This is a genomic window from Pseudomonas sp. B21-019 (genome assembly GCF_024749225.1).
Taxonomy (GTDB): domain Bacteria; phylum Pseudomonadota; class Gammaproteobacteria; order Pseudomonadales; family Pseudomonadaceae; genus Aquipseudomonas.
The window spans coordinates 6,387,393-6,413,006 of the sequence record NZ_CP087193.1 but is presented as its reverse complement, the minus strand read 5'-3'; the positions used below and the strand labels follow the sequence as shown (position 1 = coordinate 6,413,006).

24 protein-coding genes are annotated in these 25,614 nt (G+C 55.6%); all 24 read left to right on the top strand.

Annotated elements, in window-relative coordinates:
* The first annotated feature begins 568 nt into the window (after positions 1 to 568).
* The gene (gene rpmH, locus LOY36_RS28960) at positions 569 to 703 is read left to right on the top strand and encodes a 50S ribosomal protein L34 (protein WP_003213577.1); all 135 of its coding nucleotides are present in this window, start codon (positions 569 to 571) and stop codon (positions 701 to 703) included.
* A 16-nt stretch (positions 704 to 719) separates the two neighbouring features.
* Positions 720 to 1,121 (top strand): ribonuclease P protein component, encoded by a 402-nt coding sequence (rnpA, locus tag LOY36_RS28955; RefSeq protein ID WP_026286513.1) that lies wholly within the window; start codon positions 720 to 722, stop codon positions 1,119 to 1,121.
* A complete protein-coding gene (gene yidD / locus LOY36_RS28950; RefSeq protein WP_003213574.1) occupies positions 1,114 to 1,359 on the top strand; it encodes a membrane protein insertion efficiency factor YidD in 246 nt (81 codons plus the stop codon). The genes rnpA and yidD overlap by 8 nt, the downstream gene beginning before the upstream one ends.
* A 2-nt stretch (positions 1,360 to 1,361) precedes the next feature.
* Entirely contained in the window at positions 1,362 to 3,047 is a 1,686-nt protein-coding gene (yidC, locus tag LOY36_RS28945) for a membrane protein insertase YidC (RefSeq protein ID WP_018927323.1), read from the top strand.
* A gap of 79 nt (positions 3,048 to 3,126) precedes the next feature.
* Positions 3,127 to 4,497, top strand: coding sequence for a tRNA uridine-5-carboxymethylaminomethyl(34) synthesis GTPase MnmE (mnmE, locus tag LOY36_RS28940; RefSeq protein WP_258671783.1), 1,371 nt, complete (start codon positions 3,127 to 3,129; stop codon positions 4,495 to 4,497).
* 550 nt (positions 4,498 to 5,047) lie between these two features.
* Complete coding sequence (mnmG, locus tag LOY36_RS28935; RefSeq protein WP_258671782.1) at positions 5,048 to 6,946, top strand: tRNA uridine-5-carboxymethylaminomethyl(34) synthesis enzyme MnmG; 1,899 nt, start codon at positions 5,048 to 5,050, stop codon at positions 6,944 to 6,946.
* A complete protein-coding gene (rsmG, locus tag LOY36_RS28930) occupies positions 6,943 to 7,587 on the top strand; it encodes a 16S rRNA (guanine(527)-N(7))-methyltransferase RsmG (protein ID WP_007934329.1) in 645 nt (214 codons plus the stop codon). Before mnmG ends, rsmG begins: the two co-directional genes overlap by 4 nt.
* A gap of 18 nt (positions 7,588 to 7,605) precedes the next feature.
* Complete coding sequence (locus tag LOY36_RS28925; protein ID WP_007934331.1) at positions 7,606 to 8,403, top strand: ParA family protein; 798 nt, start codon at positions 7,606 to 7,608, stop codon at positions 8,401 to 8,403.
* 9 nt (positions 8,404 to 8,412) lie between these two features.
* Positions 8,413 to 9,285, top strand: a complete 873-nt coding sequence (locus LOY36_RS28920; protein ID WP_007934333.1) for a ParB/RepB/Spo0J family partition protein — start codon at positions 8,413 to 8,415, stop codon at positions 9,283 to 9,285.
* Between the two features lie 148 nt (positions 9,286 to 9,433).
* Positions 9,434 to 9,841, top strand: a complete 408-nt coding sequence (locus LOY36_RS28915; RefSeq protein ID WP_007934335.1) for a F0F1 ATP synthase subunit I — start codon at positions 9,434 to 9,436, stop codon at positions 9,839 to 9,841.
* 16 nt (positions 9,842 to 9,857) lie between these two features.
* Positions 9,858 to 10,727, top strand: a complete 870-nt coding sequence (gene atpB / locus LOY36_RS28910) for a F0F1 ATP synthase subunit A (RefSeq protein WP_007934337.1) — start codon at positions 9,858 to 9,860, stop codon at positions 10,725 to 10,727.
* A 133-nt stretch (positions 10,728 to 10,860) separates the two neighbouring features.
* Positions 10,861 to 11,118 carry a F0F1 ATP synthase subunit C gene (gene atpE, locus LOY36_RS28905; RefSeq protein WP_003097235.1) on the top strand — a complete coding sequence of 86 codons (258 nt, stop codon included), beginning with the start codon at positions 10,861 to 10,863 and terminating at the stop codon, positions 11,116 to 11,118.
* Positions 11,119 to 11,176: 58 nt separating this feature from the next.
* The gene (locus LOY36_RS28900) at positions 11,177 to 11,647 is read left to right on the top strand and encodes a F0F1 ATP synthase subunit B (protein ID WP_008064601.1); all 471 of its coding nucleotides are present in this window, start codon (positions 11,177 to 11,179) and stop codon (positions 11,645 to 11,647) included.
* Between the two features lie 12 nt (positions 11,648 to 11,659).
* Positions 11,660 to 12,196: a F0F1 ATP synthase subunit delta gene (locus tag LOY36_RS28895; protein WP_019580345.1), complete on the top strand. Its 537-nt coding sequence runs from the start codon at positions 11,660 to 11,662 to the stop codon at positions 12,194 to 12,196.
* 21 nt (positions 12,197 to 12,217) lie between these two features.
* Positions 12,218 to 13,762 (top strand): F0F1 ATP synthase subunit alpha, encoded by a 1,545-nt coding sequence (gene atpA / locus LOY36_RS28890; protein ID WP_007934342.1) that lies wholly within the window; start codon positions 12,218 to 12,220, stop codon positions 13,760 to 13,762.
* A 50-nt stretch (positions 13,763 to 13,812) separates the two neighbouring features.
* Positions 13,813 to 14,673: a F0F1 ATP synthase subunit gamma gene (gene atpG / locus LOY36_RS28885; RefSeq protein WP_007934344.1), complete on the top strand. Its 861-nt coding sequence runs from the start codon at positions 13,813 to 13,815 to the stop codon at positions 14,671 to 14,673.
* Positions 14,674 to 14,700: 27 nt separating this feature from the next.
* A complete protein-coding gene (atpD, locus tag LOY36_RS28880) occupies positions 14,701 to 16,080 on the top strand; it encodes a F0F1 ATP synthase subunit beta (RefSeq protein ID WP_007911961.1) in 1,380 nt (459 codons plus the stop codon).
* Between the two features lie 45 nt (positions 16,081 to 16,125).
* Positions 16,126 to 16,551: a F0F1 ATP synthase subunit epsilon gene (locus LOY36_RS28875; protein WP_007985046.1), complete on the top strand. Its 426-nt coding sequence runs from the start codon at positions 16,126 to 16,128 to the stop codon at positions 16,549 to 16,551.
* Positions 16,552 to 16,668: 117 nt separating this feature from the next.
* Positions 16,669 to 18,036, top strand: a complete 1,368-nt coding sequence (glmU, locus tag LOY36_RS28870) for a bifunctional UDP-N-acetylglucosamine diphosphorylase/glucosamine-1-phosphate N-acetyltransferase GlmU (protein ID WP_258671777.1) — start codon at positions 16,669 to 16,671, stop codon at positions 18,034 to 18,036.
* Between the two features lie 195 nt (positions 18,037 to 18,231).
* The gene (locus tag LOY36_RS28865; RefSeq protein ID WP_019651248.1) at positions 18,232 to 19,008 is read left to right on the top strand and encodes a DeoR/GlpR family DNA-binding transcription regulator; all 777 of its coding nucleotides are present in this window, start codon (positions 18,232 to 18,234) and stop codon (positions 19,006 to 19,008) included.
* Position 19,009: 1 nt separating this feature from the next.
* On the top strand, positions 19,010 to 20,842 hold the full coding sequence (gene glmS / locus LOY36_RS28860; protein ID WP_019580348.1) for a glutamine--fructose-6-phosphate transaminase (isomerizing): 1,833 nt from the start codon (positions 19,010 to 19,012) through the stop codon (positions 20,840 to 20,842).
* Between the two features lie 280 nt (positions 20,843 to 21,122).
* Positions 21,123 to 21,977 carry a TnsA endonuclease N-terminal domain-containing protein gene (locus tag LOY36_RS28855; protein ID WP_258671776.1) on the top strand — a complete coding sequence of 285 codons (855 nt, stop codon included), beginning with the start codon at positions 21,123 to 21,125 and terminating at the stop codon, positions 21,975 to 21,977.
* Complete coding sequence (locus tag LOY36_RS28850; RefSeq protein ID WP_258671775.1) at positions 21,974 to 24,142, top strand: Mu transposase C-terminal domain-containing protein; 2,169 nt, start codon at positions 21,974 to 21,976, stop codon at positions 24,140 to 24,142. The genes LOY36_RS28855 and LOY36_RS28850 overlap by 4 nt, the downstream gene beginning before the upstream one ends.
* On the top strand, positions 24,139 to 25,599 hold the full coding sequence (locus LOY36_RS28845) for an ATP-binding protein (RefSeq protein ID WP_008041421.1): 1,461 nt from the start codon (positions 24,139 to 24,141) through the stop codon (positions 25,597 to 25,599). Before LOY36_RS28850 ends, LOY36_RS28845 begins: the two co-directional genes overlap by 4 nt.
* Positions 25,600 to 25,614: the final 15 nt, after the last annotated feature.

Below are 25,614 nucleotides of genomic sequence, written 5' to 3'. Positions count from 1 at the left end.
GGATATCCCCTAAGTTGAAAGCCGGTGAGGCAAAAACAAGCGGTCATTGTAGCGGCCAGACGCCCACTTATCCACATGCAGGTTGCGCACAGGGCATGAATTATCAACGCGTTAACCCTCAAAAAGAAGACCAACGGTATGTGCATAAGCTCTGTGGATAACCGCCCATGAGGGCACTGGACAAGTGGGGGCGAAACTCGGTGGATAACCTGCCTGTGGATAACTGACCTTTCCACACACAGCTTATCCGATAGCGCAGCACAGGCTGATCACCGTTTTCCACTGTAGTTGTCATTCTCTGTACATCACGGTTTTTAAGGGCTTAAGGCAGTTATCCACAGATGATCGCATGCCTAGCTTTTACAAGCTTTACAGAAAAGCTTTAAATAATTCCCTTCTTTATTTCTATATCTAGCGAACGACCTGCGGACGAGCAAATCCTCTGGAGATCTATTTATAAGGAAACGTTGGTTGGAAATTGACCTAGAGGCTTGCTTTCTCTAGAATCCCCGGTCTCTTAAAACGGGGGCCATTCCGGCCCGTTGTGGACGAACCAGGTAACACGACAATGAAACGTACTTTCCAACCAAGCACTATCAAACGCGCTCGTACCCACGGTTTCCGTGCTCGCATGGCTACCAAGAACGGTCGTGCCGTCCTGTCGCGTCGTCGCGCCAAAGGTCGTGCGCGTCTGGCAGTTTGATAATCCGGCACTGGAGGTGAGTCAGGACTTCAGTCGGGATAAGCGTCTGCTTACTCCCCGGCATTTCAAGGCAGTCTTTGACTCCCCTACCGGCAAGGTTCCGGGGAAAAATCTCCTGCTCCTTGCGCGCAATAACGATCTTGATCACCCCCGTCTCGGGCTGGTTATCGGGAAAAAGAGCGTAAAGCTCTCCGTCGAGCGCAATCGCCTCAAACGTCTGATGCGCGAATCGTTTCGCCTGAACCAGGATTCACTGGTCGGTTGGGACATTGTTATCGTCGCGCGCAAAGGTTTGGGTGACGTAGAAAACCCCGAATTGATTCAGCATTTCGGCAAACTCTGGAAACGTCTGGCACGCAGCAAGCCGGTACCAGCAGTCAAAGCCGAAACTGTAGGGGTAGACAGTCCCGATGCGTAAACTGGCACTCGTTCCGATCCAGTTTTATCGCTATGCCATTAGTCCCCTGATGGCCAATCACTGTCGTTTCTACCCCAGTTGTTCCTGCTACGCGTTAGAAGCCATAGAAAATCATGGCCTTCTGCGCGGTGGCTGGCTGACCTTTCGTCGTTTAGGTCGCTGTCATCCGTGGAATCCCGGTGGTTATGACCCGGTTCCACCTATCCCTACCTCCCGTTCTTCTTCGATGGCCGAGTAATCATGGATATCAAACGCACGATCCTGATCGTCGCCCTGGCAATCGTGTCCTACGTTATGGTTCTTAAATGGAACCAGGACTATGGCCAGGCTGCCCTGCCGACTCAGAATGTTGCTTCCAGTACTACCGCACCGGGTCTACCGGATACGGCGACTGGCAATAATGCTTCCGCCAGTGACGACATCCCGCGCGCCGCAAGCGATACCAGTGCAACTGCACCTGCTGAAACGCCAGTGGCTGCAAGCAAAGACCTCATCCAGATCAAAACGGATGTGCTCAACCTGGCTATCGATCCACAAGGTGGTGATGTTGCCCAGTTGACGCTGCCGCTGTATCCACGTCGCCAGGACCATCCGGAAATTCCATTCCAGCTGTTCGATAACGGCAACGAGCGGACTTATCTGGCTCAGAGCGGCCTGATCGGCACCAACGGTCCGGACGCAAGTCCTGCCGGTCGTCCGGTTTACTCCTCCGAGAAGAAGATTTATCAACTGGCTGACGGTCAGGACCAATTGGTCGTGGACCTGAAGTTCAGCAAGGACGGCGTCAACTACATCAAGCGTTTCACCCTGAAACGTGGCCTGTATGACGTAACCGTTTCCTACCTGATCGACAACCAGAGCGCTCAGCCCTGGTCCGGTGCAATGTTCGCGCAACTGAAGCGTGATGCCAGTTCCGATCCTTCTTCCAGCACTGCCACCGGCACCGCGACTTACCTGGGCGCCGCCCTGTGGACAAGTAACGAGCCGTACAAGAAAGTGTCGATGAAGGACATGGACAAGGCTCAGCTGAAAGAAACCGTCAGCGGTGGCTGGGTTGCCTGGTTGCAGCATTACTTCGTGACCGCGTGGATTCCGGCCAAGGGCGAAAACAACGTCGTCCAGACCCGTAAAGACAGCAAAGGCAACTACATCATTGGCTACACCGGTCCTTCTCTGACCGCTGCGCCAGGTGCCAAGGTTGAAACCAGCGCCGTTCTGTACGCAGGTCCAAAAAGCCAGGCTGTCCTGAAACAGTTGTCCCCAGGCCTGGAACTGACCGTCGACTACGGCATTTTGTGGTTCATTGCCCAGCCAATCTTCTGGTTGCTGCAACATATCCACGCACTGGTTGGTAATTGGGGCTTCTCGATCATCTTCCTGACCATGCTGATCAAGGGGATTTTCTTCCCCCTGTCGGCCGCCAGCTACAAATCCATGGCACGCATGCGTGCAGTGGCACCGAAACTGGCCGCGCTGAAAGAGCAACATGGCGAAGACCGGCAGAAAATGTCGCAAGCCATGATGGAGCTGTACAAGAAAGAGAAGATCAATCCACTGGGTGGCTGCTTGCCAATCCTGGTGCAGATGCCGGTTTTCCTTTCGCTGTACTGGGTCCTGCTGGAAAGCGTGGAAATGCGCCAGGCGCCATTCATGCTGTGGATTACTGACCTGTCGATCAAGGATCCGTTCTTCATTCTGCCGATCATCATGGGCGCAACCATGTTCATCCAGCAGCAGTTGAACCCGACACCTCCGGATCCGATGCAGGCCAAGGTGATGAAGCTGATGCCAATCATCTTCACCTTCTTCTTCCTGTGGTTCCCGGCCGGTCTGGTACTGTACTGGGTAGTGAACAACTGCCTGTCGATCGCCCAACAGTGGTACATCACTCGTAAGATCGAAGCGGCTACCAAAGCAGCTGCCTGATTTACACTGTGGATAACCACTCAAAACGCCCCCTAGTGGGGCGTTTTGCTATCTGTCACTTTTGTCTGGATACCGGTTTATGAGCGTTCCTCGTGAAACCATCGCAGCCGTCGCCACCGCTCAAGGTCGCGGCGGTGTGGGCATCGTCCGTATTTCCGGGCCGCTGGCGAGTGTGGCGGCCAAAGCCATCAGCGGCCGCGAACTGAAACCGCGGTTCGCCCATTACGGCCCGTTCCTCAGTGAAAATGAAGAGGTGCTGGACGAAGGCATCGCGCTGTATTTCCCGGGACCGAATTCGTTCACCGGCGAAGATGTGCTGGAGCTGCAGGGCCACGGCGGACCAATCGTCCTGGATATGTTGCTCAAACGCTGCCTGGAACTGGGCTGCCGTCTGGCCCGGCCGGGTGAATTCAGCGAACGCGCCTTCCTCAATGACAAGCTTGACCTGGCTCAGGCCGAAGCCATTGCCGACCTGATCGAGGCGAGTTCTGCACAGGCAGCACGAAATGCCCTGCGTTCGTTGCAAGGGGCGTTTTCCCTGCGTGTGCATAACCTTACCGAGCAACTGATAGGCCTGCGCATTTACGTCGAAGCGGCCATCGACTTCCCTGAAGAAGAAATCGACTTCCTCGCCGATGGCCATGTACTGAGTATGCTGGATAAAGTGCGCGACGAATTATCCACAGTGCTTCGGGAAGCCGGGCAGGGGGCCTTGCTGCGTGACGGCATGACGGTAGTCATTGCCGGCCGGCCGAATGCCGGCAAGTCCAGCCTTCTGAATGCCCTGGCCGGACGTGAAGCCGCGATCGTGACCGAGATTGCCGGCACGACCCGGGATATTCTTCGCGAACATATCCACATCGATGGCATGCCGTTGCATGTGGTCGACACTGCCGGGCTGCGGGATACCGACGATCAGGTCGAGAAAATCGGCGTCGAACGGGCATTGAAAGCTATCGGCGAAGCGGATCGGGTGTTGCTGGTGGTCGATGCCACGGCTCCCGAGGCCCTTGATCCATTTGCCTTGTGGCCTGAATTCCTTGAAACCCGCCCGGATCCGGCAAAAGTGACGCTGATTCGTAACAAGGCAGACCTGACGGGCGAAGCAATTGCCCTGGAAGTCAGTAACGATGGCCACGTCACGATCAGCCTCAGTGCCAGGTCCGCCGGCGAAGGCCTGGAGTTGTTGCGCGAGCATCTCAAGGCCTGCATGGGTTACGAGCAGACCTCTGAAAGCAGCTTCAGTGCTCGCAGGCGTCACCTGGAGGCACTGCGTCACGCGAGTGCGTCCCTCGAACACGGCCGCGCACAGCTGACGTTAGCGGGTGCCGGTGAACTGCTGGCCGAAGATTTGCGGCAAGCCCAGCAGTCTTTGGGCGAGATCACCGGGGCATTCAGCTCCGATGATCTGCTGGGCAGGATCTTTTCCAGCTTCTGCATCGGTAAATAGTCCTTCTGCGTTACCCACAGACAGGCCGTTCTGGCCTGTCTGCTCCCCTTCTTCTGAAATAGCCCTCCGCTCCCGAGCAGATTTTTCTGTTCGGGCAGATTTTCCGTGCCTGGGATTTGTTCGGTCAGCCCTTTTCTGTGGATTAAGCCCTGTGAATAACTGCCGCTAAGGGCAGTTGATAACAAGGCCTCAAAACTGAAGATAACCGCCTCTGTGGATAACCACCCCTTTCATCCACAGGCTTACACCGGTTATCCAAGGGCCTCCTCGGCACATGACCACAGGGTTTTGAATCTCTGTACACATTTAAAATAAAGGCCTGTATGAATCTATCCACAGAAAGGTGGGTCAGTAGAAATAAACATAAAAACAAAGATTTAATAAATTTCTCTCTTTTTAATTTCTATAACCCCGACTTCTCCACAGCTGGTTAAATTTTGTGCAAAGGGTTCTTTAGGAAGGGCGAAGTCCCTATACTTGCCGACCAGGTCCAAGAACCTGAGCTCAAACTATTCCGGATTACCTGACTAAAGCAGGCACGAGGTGCGTGGTGGATTTCCCTTCCCGTTTTGAAGTGATCGTCATCGGCGGCGGTCATGCCGGTACCGAGGCAGCACTTGCATCAGCACGTATGGGGGCAAAAACCCTGTTGCTGACGCATAACGTGGAAACCCTCGGTGCCATGAGCTGCAATCCCGCCATTGGTGGGATCGGCAAAAGCCATCTGGTCAAGGAAATCGATGCCCTGGGTGGCGCGATGGCCATGGCTACCGATAAAGGTGGTATTCAATTTCGCGTATTGAACAGCCGCAAAGGCCCGGCCGTGCGTGCAACTCGCGCCCAGGCAGATCGGGTGCTGTACAAGGCCGCTGTCCGCGAAGCTTTGGAAAACCAGCCGAACCTGTGGATATTTCAACAGGCCGCGGACGACCTGATCGTCGAACAGGAACAAGTGCGCGGCGTTGTCACGCAAATGGGCCTGCGTTTCTTCGCCGACTCCGTGGTGCTGACGACGGGCACCTTCCTCGGTGGACTTATCCACATCGGGATGCAGAATTATTCCGGCGGTCGCGCCGGTGATCCGCCTTCGATTGCCCTGGCTCATCGTCTGCGTGAACTGCCGTTGCGTGTCGGTCGCCTGAAAACCGGTACTCCGCCGCGTATCGACGGTCGGTCTGTGGATTTCTCGGTCATGACCGAGCAAGCCGGTGATACGCCGATCCCGGTAATGTCGTTCATGGGCTCCAAAGAACAGCACCCGAAACAGGTCAGCTGCTGGATCACCCACACCAACGCCCGGACCCACGAAATCATTGCCGCCAACCTCGACCGTTCGCCGATGTATTCCGATGCCGGGTTGATCGAAGGCATCGGCCCACGTTATTGCCCATCGATCGAAGACAAGATCCACCGCTTTGCCGACAAGGAAAGCCACCAGGTCTTCATCGAACCGGAAGGGTTGACCACTCACGAGCTGTACCCGAACGGGATATCCACATCCTTGCCGTTTGACGTGCAATTGCAGATCGTGCAATCGATCCGTGGCATGGAAAACGCGCACATTGTTCGCCCGGGCTATGCCATCGAGTACGACTACTTCGATCCGCGTGACCTGAAGTACAGCCTGGAAACCAAAGTCATCGCCGGTCTGTTCTTCGCCGGGCAGATCAACGGCACCACCGGTTACGAAGAAGCCGGTGCCCAGGGTTTGCTGGCCGGAGCCAACGCCGCGCTGCGAGCCCAGGGCAAAGAAGCCTGGTGCCCGCGTCGCGATGAAGCGTACATCGGCGTTTTGGTTGACGACCTGATTACCCTCGGTACCCAGGAACCGTATCGGATGTTCACATCCCGCGCCGAATACCGTTTGATTCTGCGCGAAGACAACGCCGACCTGCGCCTGACCGAAAAAGGTCGCGAACTGGGTCTGGTGGATGACGCGCGTTGGGCGGCTTTCTGCAAAAAACGCGAAAGCATCAATCTGGAAGAACAACGCCTGAAAAGTACCTGGGTTCGCCCGGGCACCGAACAGGGCGATGCGATTGCCGAGAAGTTCGGCACGCCGCTGACCCACGAATACAATTTGCTCAACCTGCTGAGCCGTCCGGAAATCGACTACGCTGGTCTGATCGCCGTGACTGGCGGGGGCGCAGAAGATCCACAGGTCGCCGAACAGGTCGAAATCAAGACCAAATACGCCGGTTACATCGACCGTCAACAGGATGAAATCGCACGCCTGCGGGCCAGCGAAGACACCAAACTGCCTGTGGATATCGATTACACGAACATCTCCGGTCTCTCCAAGGAGATCCAGAGCAAGCTCGGTGCGACCCGTCCAGAGACTTTGGGCCAGGCGTCGCGTATTCCGGGCGTAACCCCAGCGGCGATTTCGCTGTTGATGATTCATTTGAAAAAACGCGGCGCGGGCCGTCAGTTGGAGCAAAGCGCTTGAGTTCGTTGGTTACCTCGCAACATGCAGAAGAGTTATCCACAGGTGCTCGCCAGCTCGGTGTCACACTGACGGAAGCCCAGCACGCTCAGCTGCTGGGTTATCTGGCCTTGTTGATCAAATGGAACAAGGCTTACAACCTGACCGCCGTGCGCGATCCGGATGAAATGGTCTCCCGTCACCTGCTCGATAGCTTGAGCGTGATGTCGTTCGTCGAAAACGGTCGCTGGCTGGACGTTGGCAGCGGCGGCGGCATGCCGGGTATTCCGTTGGCGATCCTGTTTCCAGAGTCCCAGGTGACCTGTCTGGACAGCAACGGCAAGAAAACCCGCTTCCTGACCCAGGTCAAACTCGAACTCAAACTGGATAACCTGCAAGTTATCCACAGTCGCGTCGAAGCCTTCCAGCCTGAACTGCCATTCAACGGGATCATTTCCCGGGCGTTCAGCAGCATGGAGAACTTCAGCAACTGGACTCGCCATTTGGGCGACGCCGATACACGCTGGCTGGCAATGAAGGGCGTTCATCCCGCCGATGAGCTGGTAGCATTGCCGGCAGACTTCCACCTCGATAGCGAACACGCCCTGGCCGTACCCGGTTGCCAAGGCCAACGCCATCTGCTGATACTGCGCCGCACGGCATGATTGGGAACACAAGCAAGAATGGCTAAGGTATTCGCGATAGCGAACCAAAAGGGTGGTGTGGGCAAGACCACCACCTGCATCAACCTCGCAGCTTCCCTGGTCGCTACCAAGCGTCGGGTGCTGTTGATCGATCTTGATCCACAGGGCAACGCCACCATGGGTAGCGGTGTGGATAAACACGGCCTGGAAAACTCGGTCTACGATCTGTTGATCGGTGAATGTGATCTGGCCCAGGCCATGCACTATTCCGAACACGGTGGTTACCAGTTGTTGCCGGCCAACCGCGATCTGACCGCGGCCGAAGTCGTTCTGCTTGAAATGCAGATGAAGGAAAGCCGCCTGCGCAGCGCGTTGGCGCCGATCCGTGAAAACTACGATTACATTTTGATCGACTGCCCGCCATCGCTGTCGATGCTCACGCTCAATGCGCTGGTTGCCGCCGACGGGGTCATTATCCCCATGCAGTGTGAGTACTTCGCACTCGAAGGGTTGAGCGACCTTGTGGATAACATCAAGCGCATTGCCGAACTGCTGAACCCGAACCTGAAAGTCGAAGGCCTGTTGCGGACCATGTACGACCCGCGCCTGAGCCTGATGAACGACGTTTCGGCGCAGCTCAAGGAACACTTTGGCGATCAGCTCTACGACACCGTGATTCCGCGCAACATCCGTCTGGCCGAAGCGCCAAGCTATGGCATGCCGGCGCTGGCGTACGACAAATCATCGCGCGGCGCGATTGCCTATCTGGCATTGGCCGGCGAGATGGTTCGCCGTCAACGTAAAAATTCACGCACCGCCGCTGCCCAGGCAACTTAAGGAATCCCCATGGCCGTCAAGAAACGAGGTCTCGGACGTGGACTGGATGCACTGCTGAGTGGTCCGACTGTCAGCTCGCTGGAAGAACAAGCGGTGCAAGCCGACCAGCGTGAGCTGCAGCACCTGCCCCTGGACCTGATCCAGCGTGGCAAGTACCAGCCACGTCGGGACATGGATCCTCAGGCGCTGGAAGAGCTGGCGCAGTCGATCAAGGCCCAGGGCGTGATGCAGCCGATCGTGGTTCGCCCGATTGGCAGCGGCCGCTTCGAAATCATCGCCGGCGAACGCCGCTGGCGCGCCAGCCAGCAGGCTGGCCAGGAAACCATCCCGGCGATGGTTCGCGATGTGCCGGATGAAACCGCCATCGCCATGGCGCTGATCGAGAATATCCAGCGCGAAGACCTCAATCCAATCGAAGAAGCGGTGGCCTTGCAGCGTTTGCAGCAGGAATTCCAGCTGACTCAGCAACAAGTGGCCGAGGCTGTGGGTAAGTCCCGCGTCACCGTGGCCAACCTGTTGCGCCTGATTTCGTTGCCGGAAGTCATCAAGACCATGCTGTCTCACGGCGACCTGGAAATGGGTCATGCCCGTGCCTTGCTGGGTTTACCGGAAAACCAACAGGTTGAAGGGGCGCGACATGTTGTCGCACGGGGGCTGACTGTGCGCCAGACTGAAGCACTGGTTCGCCAGTGGTTGAGTGGCAAACCGGAGCCTGTGGAACCGGCAAAACCGGATCCGGATATCGCCCGGCTCGAGCAGCGCCTGGCCGAGCGCCTAGGCTCTGCGGTGCAGATCCGCCACGGAAAGAAGGGTAAGGGGCAGTTGGTGATCGGCTACAACTCTCTTGATGAACTTCAAGGTGTGCTCGCACACATCCGCTGAAACAATTCCTCTTGTAGCGTGAAGTCGGAAATCACTACCTGACAGTTGAATAGGGGCAGAACCGCCCCTATACTCTGCGCGCATTTTGTCGGCACAAATTATGCCAAGTTATTGAATTTCGGCAGCCGACCATTGGGGAGCAAAAGTGATGGAAAACCGCACGCCAGACCGCTTGCCTTTCCATCGATTGGCTGTTTTTCCGGTGTTAATGGCTCAACTTGTCGTTTTGCTGATTGCCGCTTTGGCGCTCTGGCGATGGTATGGAGTCGTTGCCGGGTACTCAGGACTTTGCGGAGGCCTGATAGCCTTGCTTCCCAATATTTATTTCGCTCACAGGGCATTTCGGTTTTCCGGCGCCCGAGCAGCTCAAGCCATCGTCCGGTCTTTTTATGCTGGCGAGGCGGGCAAACTGATTTTGACGGCAGTGCTGTTTGCATTGACGTTTGCAGGTGTGAAGCCATTGGCGCCGTTAGCAGTATTCGGCGTCTTCGTGCTGACCCAACTGGTCAGCTGGTTCGCTCCCCTGCTTATGAGAACAAGACTTTCGAGACCTTAGGGCGTTTGAGGCAACCATGGCAGAAACAACCGCTTCGGGCTATATCCAGCACCACTTGCAGAACCTGACCTTCGGTCAGCTACCCAACGGCGGCTGGGGCTTTGCCCACTCCGCAGCAGAAGCCAAGGAAATGGGCTTCTGGGCTTTCCACGTCGATACCCTCGGCTGGTCGGTCGCATTGGGTCTGATCTTCGTTCTTCTTTTCCGCATGGCGGCAAAGAAGGCGACTACCGGTGTACCTGGTGCTTTGCAGAACTTCGTTGAAGTATTGGTCGAATTCGTCGATGGCAGCGTGAAAGACAGCTTCCATGGCCGTAGCCCGGTGGTTGCACCACTGGCACTGACCATCTTCGTCTGGGTGTTCCTGATGAACGCCATCGACCTGGTACCGGTCGACTGGATTCCTCAGCTGGCCATCCTGATCTCCGGCGACCACCACATCCCGTTCCGCGCTGTGTCGACCACCGACCCGAACGCTACTTTGGCCATGGCCTTCACGGTGTTTGCGCTGATCATTTTCTACAGCATCAAGATCAAGGGCCTCGGCGGCTTCATTGGCGAGCTGACCCTGCACCCGTTCGGCAGCAAGAACATCTTTGTTCAGGCGCTGCTGATTCCGGTGAACTTCCTGCTGGAATTCGTGACCCTGATCGCCAAGCCGATCTCCCTGGCTCTGCGTCTGTTCGGCAACATGTATGCCGGTGAGCTGGTGTTCATTCTGATCGCTGTGATGTTCGGCAGTGGTCTGCTCTGGCTGAGCGGCCTGGGCGTAGTTCTGCAGTGGGCGTGGGCTGTGTTCCACATCCTGATCATCACCCTGCAGGCATTTATCTTCATGATGCTGACCATCGTTTACCTGTCGATGGCGCACGAAGAGAACCATTAAGACCAGTCTCGACTGGTCTGATGTCCCACCCGGTCAAACGGGTGGGTGCCCTAACAGGGCTATGAAACGATTTGTTTTACCGCTTTAAAATCTAAAAAACCTAAACCATACGACGTAAAAGTCGGGAGGAAAGATGGAAACTGTAGTTGGTCTAACCGCTATCGCTGTTGCACTGTTGATCGGCCTGGGCGCACTGGGTACCGCAATTGGTTTCGGCCTGCTGGGCGGCAAGTTCCTGGAAGGCGCAGCGCGTCAGCCAGAAATGGTTCCAATGCTGCAAGTTAAAATGTTCATCGTTGCCGGTCTGCTCGACGCCGTAACCATGATCGGTGTTGGTATCGCTCTGTTCTTCACCTTTGCGAACCCGTTCGTTGGTCAGATCGCTGGCTAATTACTCGGATCTTCCGGGTAATTTGGTGTGATGGACAACGTAACTGCGAGGTGTTGGCGTGAACATTAATGCGACCCTGATTGGCCAGTCCGTTGCGTTCCTGATTTTTGTACTGTTCTGCATGAAGTTCGTATGGCCTCCGGTCATTGCGGCTCTGCACGAACGTCAAAAGAAGATCGCTGATGGTCTGGACGCTGCCAGCCGAGCAGCTCGCGACCTGGAGTTGGCCCAAGAGAAAGCGGGTCAGCAACTGCGCGAAGCGAAAGCTCAGGCAGCTGAAATCATCGAGCAAGCCAAGAAACGCGGTAATCAGATTGTCGAAGAGGCTGTTGAAAAAGCCCGTATCGACGCTGACCGTGTGAAGGTTCAGGCTCAGGCCGAGATCGAACAGGAACTGAACAGTGTCAAAGACGCGCTGCGTGCCCAAGTGGGCTTGCTGGCAGTCGGCGGCGCCGAGAAGATCCTGGGTGCCACAATCGATCAAAACGCGCACGCAGAGCTGGTTAACCAACTGGCTGCTGAAATCTAAGCGAGGGCGATCATGGCAGAACTGACCACGTTGGCCCGACCTTACGCTAAGGCGGCCTTCGAGCACGCTCAGGCCCACCAGCAACTGGCCAATTGGTCAGCCATGCTCGGCCTGGCAGCACTGGTGTCGGAAGACGACACCATGCAGCGCGTGCTCAAGGCCCCGCGACTGACGAGCGCAGAAAAGGCCGCCACGTTTATTGACGTGTGCGGCGACAAGTTTGATGCCAAGGCACAGAACTTCATTCACGTCGTTGCCGAAAACGACCGTCTCCCGCTTCTGCCGGAGATCGCCGCTCTGTTTGACCTGTACAAGGCCGAACAAGAGAAATCGGTAGACGTGGAAGTAACCAGTGCTTTTGCATTGAACCAAGAACAGCAAGACAAACTCGCCAAGGTTCTCAGTGCACGACTCAACCGGGAAGTGCGCCTGCAAGTTGCGGAGGACGCTGCCCTTATTGGTGGTGTCGTCATCCGCGCCGGCGACCTGGTTATCGATGGCTCGATTCGCGGCAAAATCGCGAAACTTGCCGAAGCATTGAAATCTTGAGTTTGAAGGGGCAGCAGAGCAATGCAGCAACTCAATCCTTCCGAAATAAGTGAAATTATCAAGGGCCGCATCGACAAGCTCGATGTGACCTCCCAAGCCCGTAACGAAGGCACTGTCGTCAGCGTATCTGACGGTATCGTGCGGATTCACGGTCTGGCCGACGTAATGTACGGCGAGATGATCGAGTTTCCGGGCGGCGTCTTCGGTATGGCCCTCAACCTGGAGCAAGACTCCGTAGGTGCCGTTGTATTGGGCGCATACCAGTCTTTGGCTGAAGGCATGAGCGCCAAGTGCACTGGCCGCATCCTCGAAGTTCCGGTTGGTAAGGAACTGCTGGGTCGCGTAGTCGACGCACTGGGTAACCCTGTTGACGGCAAAGGTCCACTGGGCAACACCGAGACCGACGCGGTCGAGAAAGTTGCTCCAGGCGTGATCTGGCGTAAGTCGGTAGACCAGCCTGTACAGACTGGCTACAAGGCTGTCGATGCCATGATCCCTGTCGGCCGTGGCCAGCGTGAGCTGATCATCGGTGACCGTCAGATCGGTAAAACCGCTCTGGCGATCGACGCGATCATCAACCAGAAAGACAGCGGCATTTTCTGCGTCTACGTAGCCATCGGTCAGAAGCAATCGACCATCGCCAACGTGGTTCGCAAGCTGGAAGAAAACGGCGCCCTGGCCAACACGATCATCGTGGCTGCCAGTGCTTCGGAATCTCCTGCGCTGCAATTCCTGGCACCGTACTCCGGTTGCACCATGGGTGAATTCTTCCGCGACCGCGGTGAAGATGCGCTGATCGTTTATGACGATCTGTCCAAGCAAGCAGTGGCTTATCGCCAGATTTCCCTGCTGCTGCGCCGTCCACCAGGCCGTGAAGCTTACCCAGGCGACGTGTTCTATCTCCACTCCCGTCTGCTGGAGCGCGCATCCCGCGTTTCGGAAGAGTACGTAGAGAAGTTCACCAACGGCGCAGTGACCGGCAAAACCGGTTCCCTGACCGCACTGCCGATCATCGAAACCCAGGCTGGCGACGTTTCCGCGTTCGTTCCGACCAACGTGATTTCCATCACCGACGGTCAGATCTTCCTGGAATCGGCCATGTTCAACTCGGGCATCCGTCCTGCAGTGAACGCCGGTGTTTCGGTATCCCGTGTGGGTGGTGCCGCTCAGACCAAGATCATCAAGAAGCTGTCCGGTGGTATCCGTACCGCTCTGGCTCAGTACCGTGAACTGGCGGCATTCGCCCAGTTCGCTTCTGACCTGGACGAAGCGACCCGTAAGCAACTTGAGCATGGTCAGCGCGTTACCGAGCTGATGAAGCAGAAGCAATACGCACCAATGTCGATCGCTGACATGGCGCTGTCGCTGTATGCCGCTGAGCGTGGGTTCCTGACTGACGTTGAAATCGCCAAGATCGGCAGCTTCGAACAAGCGCTGATTGCTTTCTTCAACCGCGATCACGCCGACTTGATGGCGAAGATCAACGTGAAAGGTGACTTCAATGACGAAATCGACGCTGGCATGAAAGCCGGTATCGAGAAGTTCAAGGCCACCCAAACCTGGTAAGCCGCAGCGGGAGCCGCAAGGCTCCCGCTTGCTAACCTGATAGGTGTTACATGGCAGGCGCAAAAGAGATTCGCAGTAAGATTGCGAGCATCAAAAGCACGCAAAAGATTACCAGCGCCATGGAAAAAGTGGCGGTCAGCAAAATGCGCAAGGCACAAATGCGCATGGCTGCTAGCCGTCCTTATGCGGAGCGCATCCGCCAGGTTATTGGCCATCTGGCCAACGCTAACCCGGAATATCGCCACCCGTTCATGATCGACCGTGAAGTAAAGCGCGTTGGTTATGTCGTAGTGAGCAGTGACCGTGGTCTGTGTGGTGGCTTGAACACCAACCTGTTCAAGGCCCTGGTCAAGGACATGGCGGTAAACCGCGAAAACGGCGTCGAGATTGATCTGTGTGTCGTTGGTAGCAAGGGTGCGGCCTTTTTCCGCAACTTCGGCGGTAACGTCGTTGCAGCTATCAGCCACCTGGGTGAAGAGCCGTCGATCAATGATTTGATTGGCAGCGTCAAGGTGATGCTGGATGCCTATCTGGACGGCCGTATTGACCGCCTGTCCGTGGTGTCCAACAAGTTCATCAACACCATGACGCAACAGCCTACCGTGGAGCAGTTGATTCCACTGGTGGCAACCCCGGATCAAGAACTCAAGCACCACTGGGACTATCTCTACGAACCGGACGCCAAAGAGCTGCTTGACGGCTTGATGGTCCGTTACGTGGAGTCGCAGGTCTACCAGGCGGTGGTCGAGAACAACGCGGCTGAACAAGCTGCGCGGATGATCGCGATGAAGAACGCTACCGACAACGCCGGTGATTTGATCAGCGATTTGCAGCTGGTCTACAACAAGGCGCGTCAGGCTGCGATCACCCAAGAGATCTCGGAAATCGTCGGCGGCGCTGCCGCGGTTTAACGGTTCAAATATTCAGAGGATCCAGCTATGAGTAGCGGACGTATCGTTCAAATCATCGGCGCCGTTATCGACGTGGAATTTCCACGCGACAGCGTACCGAGCATCTACAACGCGCTGAAAGTAGTGAGCGCGGCTGAAACCACTCTGGAAGTTCAGCAACAGCTGGGCGACGGCGTGGTTCGCACCATTGCGATGGGTTCCACAGAGGGCCTGAAACGCGGTCTGGAAGTTACCGATTCTGGCGCAGCCATCTCCGTACCGGTCGGTAAAGCGACCCTGGGCCGGATCATGGACGTCCTCGGTAACCCGATCGACGAAGCTGGTCCGATCGACACCGAAGAGCGTTGGGGCATTCACCGCCCAGCACCTTCGTTCGCTGAACAGGCAGGCGGCAACGACCTGCTGGAAACCGGCATCAAGGTTATCGACCTGGTTTGCCCGTTTGCCAAAGGCGGTAAAGTCGGTCTGTTCGGTGGTGCCGGTGTAGGCAAGACCGTAAACATGATGGAACTGATCCGTAACATCGCCATCGAGCACAGCGGTTATTCCGTGTTCGCCGGTGTGGGTGAGCGTACTCGTGAGGGTAACGACTTCTACCACGAGATGAAGGATTCCAACGTTCTGGACAAAGTGGCACTGGTTTACGGTCAGATGAACGAGCCGCCGGGTAACCGTCTGCGCGTAGCACTGACCGGCCTGACCATGGCCGAGAAGTTCCGTGACGAAGGTAACGACGTTCTGCTGTTCGTCGACAACATCTATCGTTACACCCTGGCCGGTACTGAAGTATCCGCACTGCTGGGCCGTATGCCTTCGGCAGTAGGTTACCAGCCGACCCTGGCTGAAGAGATGGGCGTTCTGCAAGAACGTATCACTTCGACCAAGGAAGGTTCGATCACTTCGATCCAAGCGGTATACGTACCTGCGGATGACTTGACCGACCCGTCGCCAGCGACCACCTTCGCCCACTTGGACGCTACCGTCGTTCTGTCCCGTGACATCGCTTCCCTGGGTATCTACCCAGCGGTCGATCCACTCGACTCGACTTCGCGCCAGCTGGACCCGAACGTAATCGGCCAGGACCACTACGACACCGCTCGCGGCGTCCAGTACGTGCTGCAGCGTTACAAAGAACTGAAGGACATCATTGCGATCCTGGGTATGGACGAGCTGTCGGAAGCCGACAAGCAGTTGGTAAACCGTGCTCGTAAGATCCAGCGCTTCTTGTCGCAGCCGTTCTTCGTGGCTGAAGTCTTCACCGGTGCATCGGGTAAATACGTTTCCCTGAAAGACACCATTGCTGGCTTCAAAGGCATCCTCAACGGTGACTACGACCACCTGCCAGAACAAGCGTTCTACATGGTTGGCGGCATCGAAGAAGCGATCGAGAAAGCCAAGAAACTGTAATCCCGGCGCCCGGCAACGGGCGCTAATTTAGGTTGAGGCAATCAGATGGCTATGACAGTCCATTGCGATATCGTCAGCGCGGAAGGAGAAATCTTTTCCGGTCTGGTCGAGATGGTGATTGCGCACGGTGCACTGGGTGATCTTGGTATCGCCCTGGGTCACGCGCCGCTGATCACTAATCTGAAGCCAGGTCCGATCCGCCTGGTCAAGCAGGGCGGGGAAGAGGAGGTGTATTACATCTCCGGTGGTTTCCTCGAGGTTCAGCCGAACATGGTCAAGGTTCTTGCCGACACCGTGCAACGCGCTGCCGACCTGGACGAAGCCGCAGCTCTGGAAGCCGTTAAGGCTGCCGAGAAAGCCTTGCATGAGCGAGGCGCGGAATTCGATTACGGTTCTGCTGCCGCACGTCTGGCCGAGGCTGCAGCTCAGCTGCGCACCGTCCAGCAGATCCGCAAGAAGTTCGGCCACTAATCGGCCATCGACTTGTTGCGCGATTGATTAAAAAGGGTAGCCTCGGCTACCCTTTTTTCTTTTTCGATATTCATCATCTGGTCGCAGTTGCTGACCACCCAGGATTGGTAGCCAGTCATGTCCCTTGAAATCGTTATCCTCGCTGCCGGCCAAGGCACTCGCATGCGTTCGGCTTTGCCGAAAGTCCTGCATCCGATTGCCGGTAATTCAATGCTCGGCCATGTTATCCACAGCGCCCGGCAACTTGATCCACAGCGCATCCACGTGGTGATCGGCCATGGTGCCGAAGCGGTGCGCGAGCGTCTGGCCGCCGATGACCTGAATTTCGTCCTGCAGGACCAACAGCTGGGTACCGGTCATGCGGTGGCCCAGGCTGTGCCGTTCATCGAGTCCGATACCGTGCTGATTCTCTACGGTGACGTGCCGTTGATCGAAGTCGAAACCCTGCAACGTTTGCTCAAGCAGGCTGCACCGCAGCAATTGGGTCTGCTGACTGTCGAGCTGGATGACCCGACTGGCTACGGCCGCATTGTCCGTGATGCCGCCGGCAAAGTGACTGCCATCGTCGAGCAGAAAGACGCCAACGCGGCTGAGCGTGCGATCACCGAAGGCAATACCGGCATTCTGGCGGTGCCTTCCCAGCGTTTGGGCGATTGGCTGGGCCGCCTCTCCAACAACAATGCCCAGGGCGAGTACTACCTGACCGACGTGATTGCCATGGCGGTCAGTGATGGTCTGGTGGTGGCCACCGAACAACCCCATGACGCCATGGAAGTGCAGGGCGCCAACGATCGCAAACAACTGGCCGAGCTGGAGCGTCATTATCAACTGCGCGCCGCTCGTCGTTTGATGGCTCAAGGCGTGACCCTGCGAGACCCGACACGTTTCGATGTGCGCGGTGAGGTTACCGTTGGTCGCGATATCCTGATCGACATCAACGTGATTCTCGAGGGCAAAGTGATCATCGAGGACGACGTGGTGATCGGCCCGAACTGCGTGATCAAGGACAGCACCCTGCGCAAAGGCGTGGCGATCAAGGCCAACAGTCATATCGAAGGCGCGATTCTCGGCGAAGGCAGCGATGCCGGCCCGTTCGCTCGTTTGCGTCCCGGCACAGTGCTGGAAGCCCGCGCGCATGTGGGTAACTTTGTTGAACTGAAGAACGCTCACATGGGCGAAGGTGCCAAGGCCGGTCACTTGACGTATCTGGGCGATGCCGAGATCGGTGCGCGCACCAACATTGGCGCCGGCACCATCACCTGCAACTACGACGGTGCCAACAAGTGGAAAACCGTGCTGGGTGAAGATGTGTTCATCGGCTCCAACAATTCGTTGGTGGCGCCTGTGGATATCTCCTCCGGTGCGACCACGGCGGCCGGTTCGACCATTACCCAGAATGTGGATAACGCTCAGTTGGCCGTAGGCCGGGCTCGACAGAAGAACATCGACGGCTGGAAGCGGCCTGAGAAGATCAAGAAGAGTTAAGTTATCCACAGATCAAAAGATCGCAGCCTTCGGCAGCGCCTACAGGGAATTCGTGTTCACTCTGTAGGCGCTGCCGGAGGCTGCGATCTTTTTTTGAGTTATCCACACATCTTTTTTTCTGACGTTGGCTTGACGAAGTTTCGCTGATAGGTTTTGATTGCTTACGTTATCTTTCGAATCGAAACTTACCAAGCCATGTCAAAGCGCAACACGCCCCAACGCCGCCACAATATCCTCGCCTTGCTCAATGAGCAGGGTGAAGTCAGTGTGGATGAACTGGCCAAACGCTTCGAAACCTCGGAAGTTACGATTCGCAAGGATCTGGCCGCGCTTGAAAGCAACGGTCTGTTGCTGCGTCGTTATGGCGGCGCGGTCACCATGCCGCAGGAGCTGGTCGCCGACATCGGCCAACCGGTTTCGAAATACAAGCAGGCCATTGCCCGCGCCGCCGTCACGCGGATTCGCGAGCATGCGCGCATCATCATCGACAGCGGCAGCACCACCGCCGCGATGATCCCGGAACTCGGCCAGCAACCGGGCCTGGTGGTGATGACCAACTCCCTGCATGTCGCCAACGCGTTGACAGAACTCGAGCACGAACCGGTGCTGTTGATGACCGGTGGTACCTGGGATCCGCATTCCGAATCCTTCCAGGGTCAGGTGGCAGAGCAGGTACTACGCTCATATGACTTCGATCAGTTATTTATTGGCGCCGATGGCATCGATCTGGTGCGCGGGACCACCACCTTCAATGAATTGCTGGGACTGAGCCGTGTCATGGCCGAGGTCGCCCGTGAAGTGATCGTGATGGTCGAGGCCGACAAGATCGGCCGCAAGATTCCCAATCTGGAGCTGCCTTGGAGCAGCATCCATACCCTTATTACCGATGATCGCCTGCCGCTTGAGGCCCGCGATCAGATTCAGGCCCGCGGCATCAATGTGATTTGCGCCGCTGTCAGTCAGGAGAAATAGCATGTGTGGAATTGTCGGTGCAGTCGCAGAACGGAACATTACCGCCATCCTGCTCGAAGGCCTCAAGCGTCTGGAATACCGTGGTTATGACAGCGCCGGTGTGGCGGTGTACACCAACGATGAAAAACTCTTGCGCCTGCGTCGGCCGGGCAAGGTCAGCGAACTGGAACAGGCGCTGATCGAAGAGCCTCTGGTCGGTCGTCTGGGCATTGCCCACACCCGCTGGGCGACCCACGGCGCGCCATGCGAACGCAACGCTCACCCGCATTTTTCGGGCGATCTGGCGGTGGTGCACAACGGCATCATCGAGAACCACGAAGCCCTGCGCGAGCAACTCAAGGCCCTTGGCCATGTGTTCACCTCGGACACAGACACTGAAGTCATCGCCCATCTGCTCAACGAAAAGCTCAAAGAGCAGCCCGACCTGACCGCGGCCCTGAAAGCGACCGTCAAAGAACTGCACGGCGCATACGGTCTGGCAGTGATCAGTGCTCGGCAACCGGATCGCTTGGTAGCAGCCCGCAGTGGCAGCCCATTGGTGATCGGTCTGGGCCTGGGTGAAAACTTCTTGGCCTCCGACCAGTTGGCCCTGCGCCAGGTCACTGACCGCTTCATGTACCTGGAAGAAGGCGATATCGCCGAAATTCGCCGCGACAGCGTGCAGATCTGGGACATCAACGGCACGCTCGTCGAGCGTGAAAGCGTTCAGTACCGTGACGGTGCCGAAGCCGCTGACAAAGGCGAGTTCCGGCATTACATGCTCAAGGAAATTCACGAGCAACCAGCCGTGGTGCAACGCACGCTTGAAGGTCGCCTGAGTCAGAATCAGGTGCTGGTCCAGGCGTTTGGTCCACAAGCGGCCGAGCTGTTCGCCAAGGTGCGTAATGTACAGATCGTTGCCTGCGGCACCAGCTATCACGCCGGTATGGTTGCCCGTTACTGGCTCGAAGAATTGGCCGGCATCCCGTGCCAGGTCGAAGTCGCCAGCGAATTCCGTTATCGCAAGGTGGTGGTGCAGCCCGACACCCTGTTCGTGAGCATCTCCCAGTCAGGTGAAACCGCCGACACGTTGGCTGCGCTGCGCAATGCCAAGGAACTGGGCTTCCTTTCCAGCCTGGCAATCTGCAACGTCGGCATCAGCTCCCTGGTGCGTGAATCGGACCTGACGCTGCTGACCCAGGCCGGTCGCGAAATTGGCGTGGCCTCGACCAAAGCCTTCACCACTCAATTGGTGGGCCTGCTGTTGCTGACCCTGGCCCTGGGTCAGGTTCGCGGCACATTGGCCGCAGGCGTCGAAGCCACACTGGTGGAAGAACTGCGTCGCCTGCCGACCCGTCTGGGCGAAGCCCTGGCCATGGACAGCACTGTGGAAAAAATCGCCGAGCTGTTCGCCGAGAAGAACCACACCCTGTTCCTCGGTCGCGGTGCGCAATTCCCGGTGGCGATGGAAGGGGCGCTCAAGCTCAAGGAAATCTCCTACATCCACGCCGAAGCCTACCCGGCGGGCGAGCTGAAACATGGCCCGCTGGCGCTTGTGGATAACGACATGCCAGTGGTCACCGTGGCACCGAACAACGAGTTGCTGGAGAAGTTGAAGTCCAACCTCCAGGAAGTCCGCGCCCGCGGCGGTGAACTGATCGTCTTCGCCGACGAGCAGGCCGGCATGACCAACGGTGAAGGCACCCATGTTGTGCACATGCCGCATATCCACGACATCCTGTCGCCGATCCTCTACACCATTCCGTTGCAGTTGTTGTCGTACTACGTGGCGGTGTTGAAAGGTACTGACGTTGACCAGCCACGTAACTTGGCGAAGTCGGTGACTGTGGAATAAGTTCTTCACAGGCAATGAAAACGATGGTTCTTTAAAATAAAGATTGACACTAAATAATAAAGATTGACACAAGCCAACATAGATTGACACAAGGTCTAAACCCCCGTATTTACGGGGGTTTTCCTTTTCTGGATCGATCCTTCGGTCTGGATTCATCGCTTCGATTTTTAGCTGTAGTAGCCTAGGAATGCCTTCGAGATGACTGCTAGGCCGAGCATCTTTTCCTACAACTATTTCCAGCGTGAAATGAAGCGGTTCGCACGAGCTGAGGAGGCGGGGGTTGCGAGGTCGCAGGTTTGCATCACAGCAGGACATTGAACGGCACATTGCAAACGGATTTGGCGCAGGCGCCGGAGCGAGCTACGTGCCTTGGCTAAGAGTGCAGGATGTTCCGTCAAGGGGGCGTTCGCACAAGATCCCAGGAGTGAAGGTTGATCGGATACATCACCTTCTGTCAGACCTTGAGAGGTCTTATCACCTTGTTTGCGAATTTTCTGAAGACGTTGTGGATATTCGTGAGCAATACCCCTTGTTACCTCTAGAGCATGTGCAAACTATTGCCGCTTCAATAGGTGTCCGTTATCCGACGTACCCAGGCACCAAAGTGCCGTATGTAATGACAACAGATTTTCTATTAACTGTTCGAGAGCCAGGTGGGGGTTTTAAAACTGTTGCTAGAACGGTTAAGTATCAAAAGGATTTGGATGGTAAAGGGGCGAAGAGAACGCTTGAAAAGCTTGAAGTTGAAAAGCGGTTTTGGCAAAAGCAAGGAGTTGATTGGAATATCGTTACTGAAGAGTATTTCACTCGGGATTTGATAAAGAATCTTGGTATGCTCAGGAAATACTCAAAGCTGCCGAGGGACTTAATGAAGTCATCCTTGCATGCTAGATTCATCGAGCTCCTAGAGAACAGCAGACCCTATCCATGGAGTTTGGCTGAGTGTCTGCGAAAAATTGCCTCTCAGTTATCTATATCATATGCCGACGCCAGAGGAGTGTTTTTTTATTTTGTCTGGAATAAAGTCGTCAAGATTGATTTGTTGAATGCCCCTCTCTTATTGACTGATGCTTTGCCAGAGTTTGAAGTTGTTCAAGCCGCCGGTCAGATATCATTGAAGGAGAATATGTCATGAAAGTTGTCGTTAATGGCGTATTTGAACCGGTTACAGAGCTCTCCGTTATCAGCGACATGGTTAGGGCTATCCATCTCGATGAAAAACATGATGTGGTGTTTGTCATTGGGTTAACAGAACCTTTTCGGCAGCCCTATGCTGTTGGCCTAGAGGGTTTTTGCTGCTCGTTGAGTTCCGGTGATACCAAGCCAGTAACCATCACTACGCCAGAGTTCATGATGGTGCTTGAAGACGATCTGAGCGAGAAAGCGAAGCAAGCCAGAGATGATAAATGGGATGTCATAGCCCCGCTGATTGAGTCTAGTTATCCTGGACAACTATTTGTGCGTGGTGAACTAGGGAGATTGGTGTCGAACAGAGCTTCGGAGCTTGGAATTCAGCGCAAAACTATTTATCGACTGCTCTACCGGTATTGGGTTTATGGTCAGGTGAGAAACTCATTGCTGAATAATTATACGGCAGTGGGGGTTCCAGAACGAAACTATGATCCCAGTAGACCGCCGGGGAGGCGGCCAAGGTTTCAAGGAGTTCTTGTCCAACCTGCCAAAATTATTAACGCCGTTGACAAACGTTGTATCCGGTTGGGGTACTCTTTGTACGTTAATGATAAAAAACCCTCTATTGTCAGCGCTTATGACGAAATGCTGAAAAAGTTCTATTCAGTAAAGGATATGTCTAAGAAAGATGGTGAGGGGTGTCGTCTGTTACCTAGCTCAGAAATACCGAACTATCACCAGTTCTATAATTGGGGTAGGAAATTTTTTGATGAGGTCGAGACTGAGCGTGGGCGTAAAGGATTAAAAAAATGGCTTAAGGACTGTCGTCCGCTGTCTGGTACTGTCCGCGATTGGCTTCGTGGCCCCTGTCATCAGTTCGAAATCGATGCAACGATTGCCGATATTTATTTGGTAAATAGCTACTCTAGGCGAATGCTGATAGGTCGGCCGGTACTTTACATCGTAGTCGATAGTTTCTCTGGAATGATCGTTGGCCTTTATGTGGGACTGGAGGGCCCTAGCTGGAATGGCGCTAGGCAAGCGCTATTCAATGCTTTCACCTCCAAGGTCGAGTTCTGTGCTCAGAATGATGTCGAGATCGACCCAGAGGACTGGGACTGCCACCACTTGCCGTACAACATCTACTCAGACAGGGGTGAGATGCTGTCGATGGCATCAGAGGGACTTGCGACAGGTCTGGGCATCGAGATGGGGACTGCACCGCCTTTTCGACCAGATTGGAAGCCGATGGTGGAGAGCCGGTTCGGTATTTTGAATGACCTCACCGGGATCAGGTGGCTTCCCGGTGGAGTGGCTGCGCGCGAGCAAGAGAGGGGCGAACGAGATAACCGGCTCGACGCAACGCTGAACCTGAAAGAGTTCACTCAGATCATCATCAGGTGTGTCCTCCACTACAACCGGCATCATCGGCAGCCCGGTCGGCTCACCCAGGCGATGATGAATGATGGTGTTGAGCCTACTCCTATTGGGATTTGGACATGGGCTTCTGAAAACGAACTAATCGAGCCCAATAGTCGGCCAGACGAGCTGGTATATCTCCACCTGTTGCCTCGTGATCGGGCAACCGTTCAAAAAGGTGGGCTGATGTTCCGCGGAATGCACTATGTCTGTGAAATGGCTGTGGAGAAAAACTGGTTTGCCAAGGCCCGCAGTCGTGGGGTCTGGTCGGTAGAGTGTTGGTACGACCCGAATTCCTCTGCTCATATCTGGATTCACAATGATAGTAAGCAGTTCATCCGTTGTGATCTTCGCCAGTCGGATACTAAGTACGCCGGTTATCGCTCGGACGAAATCTATGATTTGATCGAAGCCTATCGACAAAAACCACCTGCACACCGGCGCGCCGAGTTGGAAAGCCGTGTGGATCTAACCGACGTGGTCAGTAAGATCATCAACAATGCGCTTGCGGAGCAGAAGCAAGAACCGGTACCCGCCACAAAAGCGGAAGCCGTAGGAAACATTCGCGAGAATCGGGCTGCGGAGCGATTTATGGAGCGCGAGAATGCTCCTGTTCCTGATGGGGTGCGGGCGCAGCCAACTGATCGGGAGACTGGATCAACTCCCAATACACATGAGTCATATGCCGGCCCACGCAGTGCAGAGATCATCGATATGCTCAAGAGAATCCGCCCAGGACACACCAAATGAAAGGCGCCCAGATTTTTGCGAGCTACACCAAACAGCCCATCCCTGAATACGCTGGCAACCCGCTGATCGAAGCATTGCCTCCGATCCTTACGGATACAGAAGCTGCGGAGTTGATCTCGAATTTTCCTCAGCCAGTGGATCCCGAAGAACTCACCCTGGATGGGGCAATCCGGATTCACTGCATAGATCGTTTGAGAACAGTGGTGCAGCCCTTTTTGCTTCACCTGGATTTAGAGTCCATGTTCTCACTGCTCATCCGCCGGGGGTACGTGGGTCGTAATCCCACGTCACCTGATACCGTTAGGCATTTGCATTCCTTGTCGGGAGCTCAGCGTTACCATGACGCTTTCAAGTCGACCGCTGAGACCTTCAGTGTGGTGGGGCTAAGCGGCATTGGTAAGTCGACAGCTCTGCACGCCATCTTGAGTCTTTATCCACAAACGATTCGTCATGAGCGTTATGAGGGTAAGCAATTCGTCCACACCCAAATCACTTGGCTTAAGCTCGACTGCCCCCGAGATGGTTCCTTGTCGGGATTTTGCCAGCAGTTCTTTTATGCCGTTGGAAATGCCCTGGGGGACAAGGACTATCACAAGCGTCACCGGCATCGGAACATCAATGATGCGCTGCAGCAGATGGAGCAGGTCGCCAGCACATTTTTCATAGGTGCGTTGCTAATCGACGAGCTTCAGAACCTCCACCTAGCTAAAACCGGTGGCAAGGAGAGCATGCTGAACTTCTTCCTCAACTTGGTTAACAACATCGGAATTCCTGTCGTTTTCATCGGTACAAACTCGATGATCAGCTTGTTTTCGGATGTCATGCGCAACGCCCGTCGTTGCTGCGGCGTGGGCATGCTGGAGTTCAAACGCTTCGAAAAAGAAGATGACGAATGGAAAATGCTGGTCGGGAACCTTTGGAGCTATCAGTGGTGCAAGCAGACGGCTGAACTGACTGGCGAGATTTTCGATGTGTTGTATGAGCACACCCAAGGCGTTACAGATTTTCTCGTCAAGCTGTTGGTGTTGAGTCAGCGTTATGCGGTTCAAAGTGGTTTGGAGTGTTTGACTGCCGAGATAATTGCAAAGGTGAGCAACTCCAAGATGCAGATCCTGAAGCCAGCACTGTCAGCCCTGCGCAGTCGAGATCCAAAGCGGATGCGGCAGTTCGACGACCTGCTGCCGATCGAAGAGCAACTGAACGACATGATGGCGTTCGATGGACTGGTTCGAGCAGACCGCCTCGCCCTGCTTCGGAGTGTCGTATCGCGTGAACATCCGACAAACCCGACTCCAGCAGTTTCCACGAATAAACCCCAGGCACCTGCTGCTGTCGCTGTAGAGTTCTCTGAGGCTAAAGCGCTGAGCGAACACGATTCTCCACTTGAAGCGTTAAGGGCCGCAGGTTGGATAAATAACGATCTGTTTGAGTTTTCACCGACGTATCGCAAAAAGTGAGTTGGAGGTGGTGAA

Bases quoted from the DNA above. Each gene is read 5' to 3' on its own strand.
- LOY36_RS28895 (WP_019580345.1), top strand. From the start codon at position 11,660: ATGGCAGAACTGACCACGTTGGCCCGACCTTACGCTAAGGCGGCCTTC.
- LOY36_RS28845 (WP_008041421.1), top strand. From the start codon at position 24,139: ATGAAAGGCGCCCAGATTTTTGCGAGCTACACCAAACAGCCCATCCCT.
- atpG (WP_007934344.1), top strand. From the start codon at position 13,813: ATGGCAGGCGCAAAAGAGATTCGCAGTAAGATTGCGAGCATCAAAAGC.
- glmU (WP_258671777.1), top strand. From the start codon at position 16,669: ATGTCCCTTGAAATCGTTATCCTCGCTGCCGGCCAAGGCACTCGCATG.
- rpmH (WP_003213577.1), top strand. From the start codon at position 569: ATGAAACGTACTTTCCAACCAAGCACTATCAAACGCGCTCGTACCCAC.
- LOY36_RS28915 (WP_007934335.1), top strand. From the start codon at position 9,434: ATGGAAAACCGCACGCCAGACCGCTTGCCTTTCCATCGATTGGCTGTT.
- yidC (WP_018927323.1), top strand. From the start codon at position 1,362: ATGGATATCAAACGCACGATCCTGATCGTCGCCCTGGCAATCGTGTCC.
- yidD (WP_003213574.1), top strand. From the start codon at position 1,114: ATGCGTAAACTGGCACTCGTTCCGATCCAGTTTTATCGCTATGCCATT.
- atpA (WP_007934342.1), top strand. From the start codon at position 12,218: ATGCAGCAACTCAATCCTTCCGAAATAAGTGAAATTATCAAGGGCCGC.
- atpB (WP_007934337.1), top strand. From the start codon at position 9,858: ATGGCAGAAACAACCGCTTCGGGCTATATCCAGCACCACTTGCAGAAC.
- glmS (WP_019580348.1), top strand. From the start codon at position 19,010: ATGTGTGGAATTGTCGGTGCAGTCGCAGAACGGAACATTACCGCCATC.
- LOY36_RS28865 (WP_019651248.1), top strand. From the start codon at position 18,232: ATGTCAAAGCGCAACACGCCCCAACGCCGCCACAATATCCTCGCCTTG.
- LOY36_RS28850 (WP_258671775.1), top strand. From the start codon at position 21,974: ATGAAAGTTGTCGTTAATGGCGTATTTGAACCGGTTACAGAGCTCTCC.
- atpE (WP_003097235.1), top strand. From the start codon at position 10,861: ATGGAAACTGTAGTTGGTCTAACCGCTATCGCTGTTGCACTGTTGATC.
- LOY36_RS28925 (WP_007934331.1), top strand. From the start codon at position 7,606: ATGGCTAAGGTATTCGCGATAGCGAACCAAAAGGGTGGTGTGGGCAAG.
- atpD (WP_007911961.1), top strand. From the start codon at position 14,701: ATGAGTAGCGGACGTATCGTTCAAATCATCGGCGCCGTTATCGACGTG.
- LOY36_RS28920 (WP_007934333.1), top strand. From the start codon at position 8,413: ATGGCCGTCAAGAAACGAGGTCTCGGACGTGGACTGGATGCACTGCTG.
- LOY36_RS28875 (WP_007985046.1), top strand. From the start codon at position 16,126: ATGGCTATGACAGTCCATTGCGATATCGTCAGCGCGGAAGGAGAAATC.
- mnmE (WP_258671783.1), top strand. From the start codon at position 3,127: ATGAGCGTTCCTCGTGAAACCATCGCAGCCGTCGCCACCGCTCAAGGT.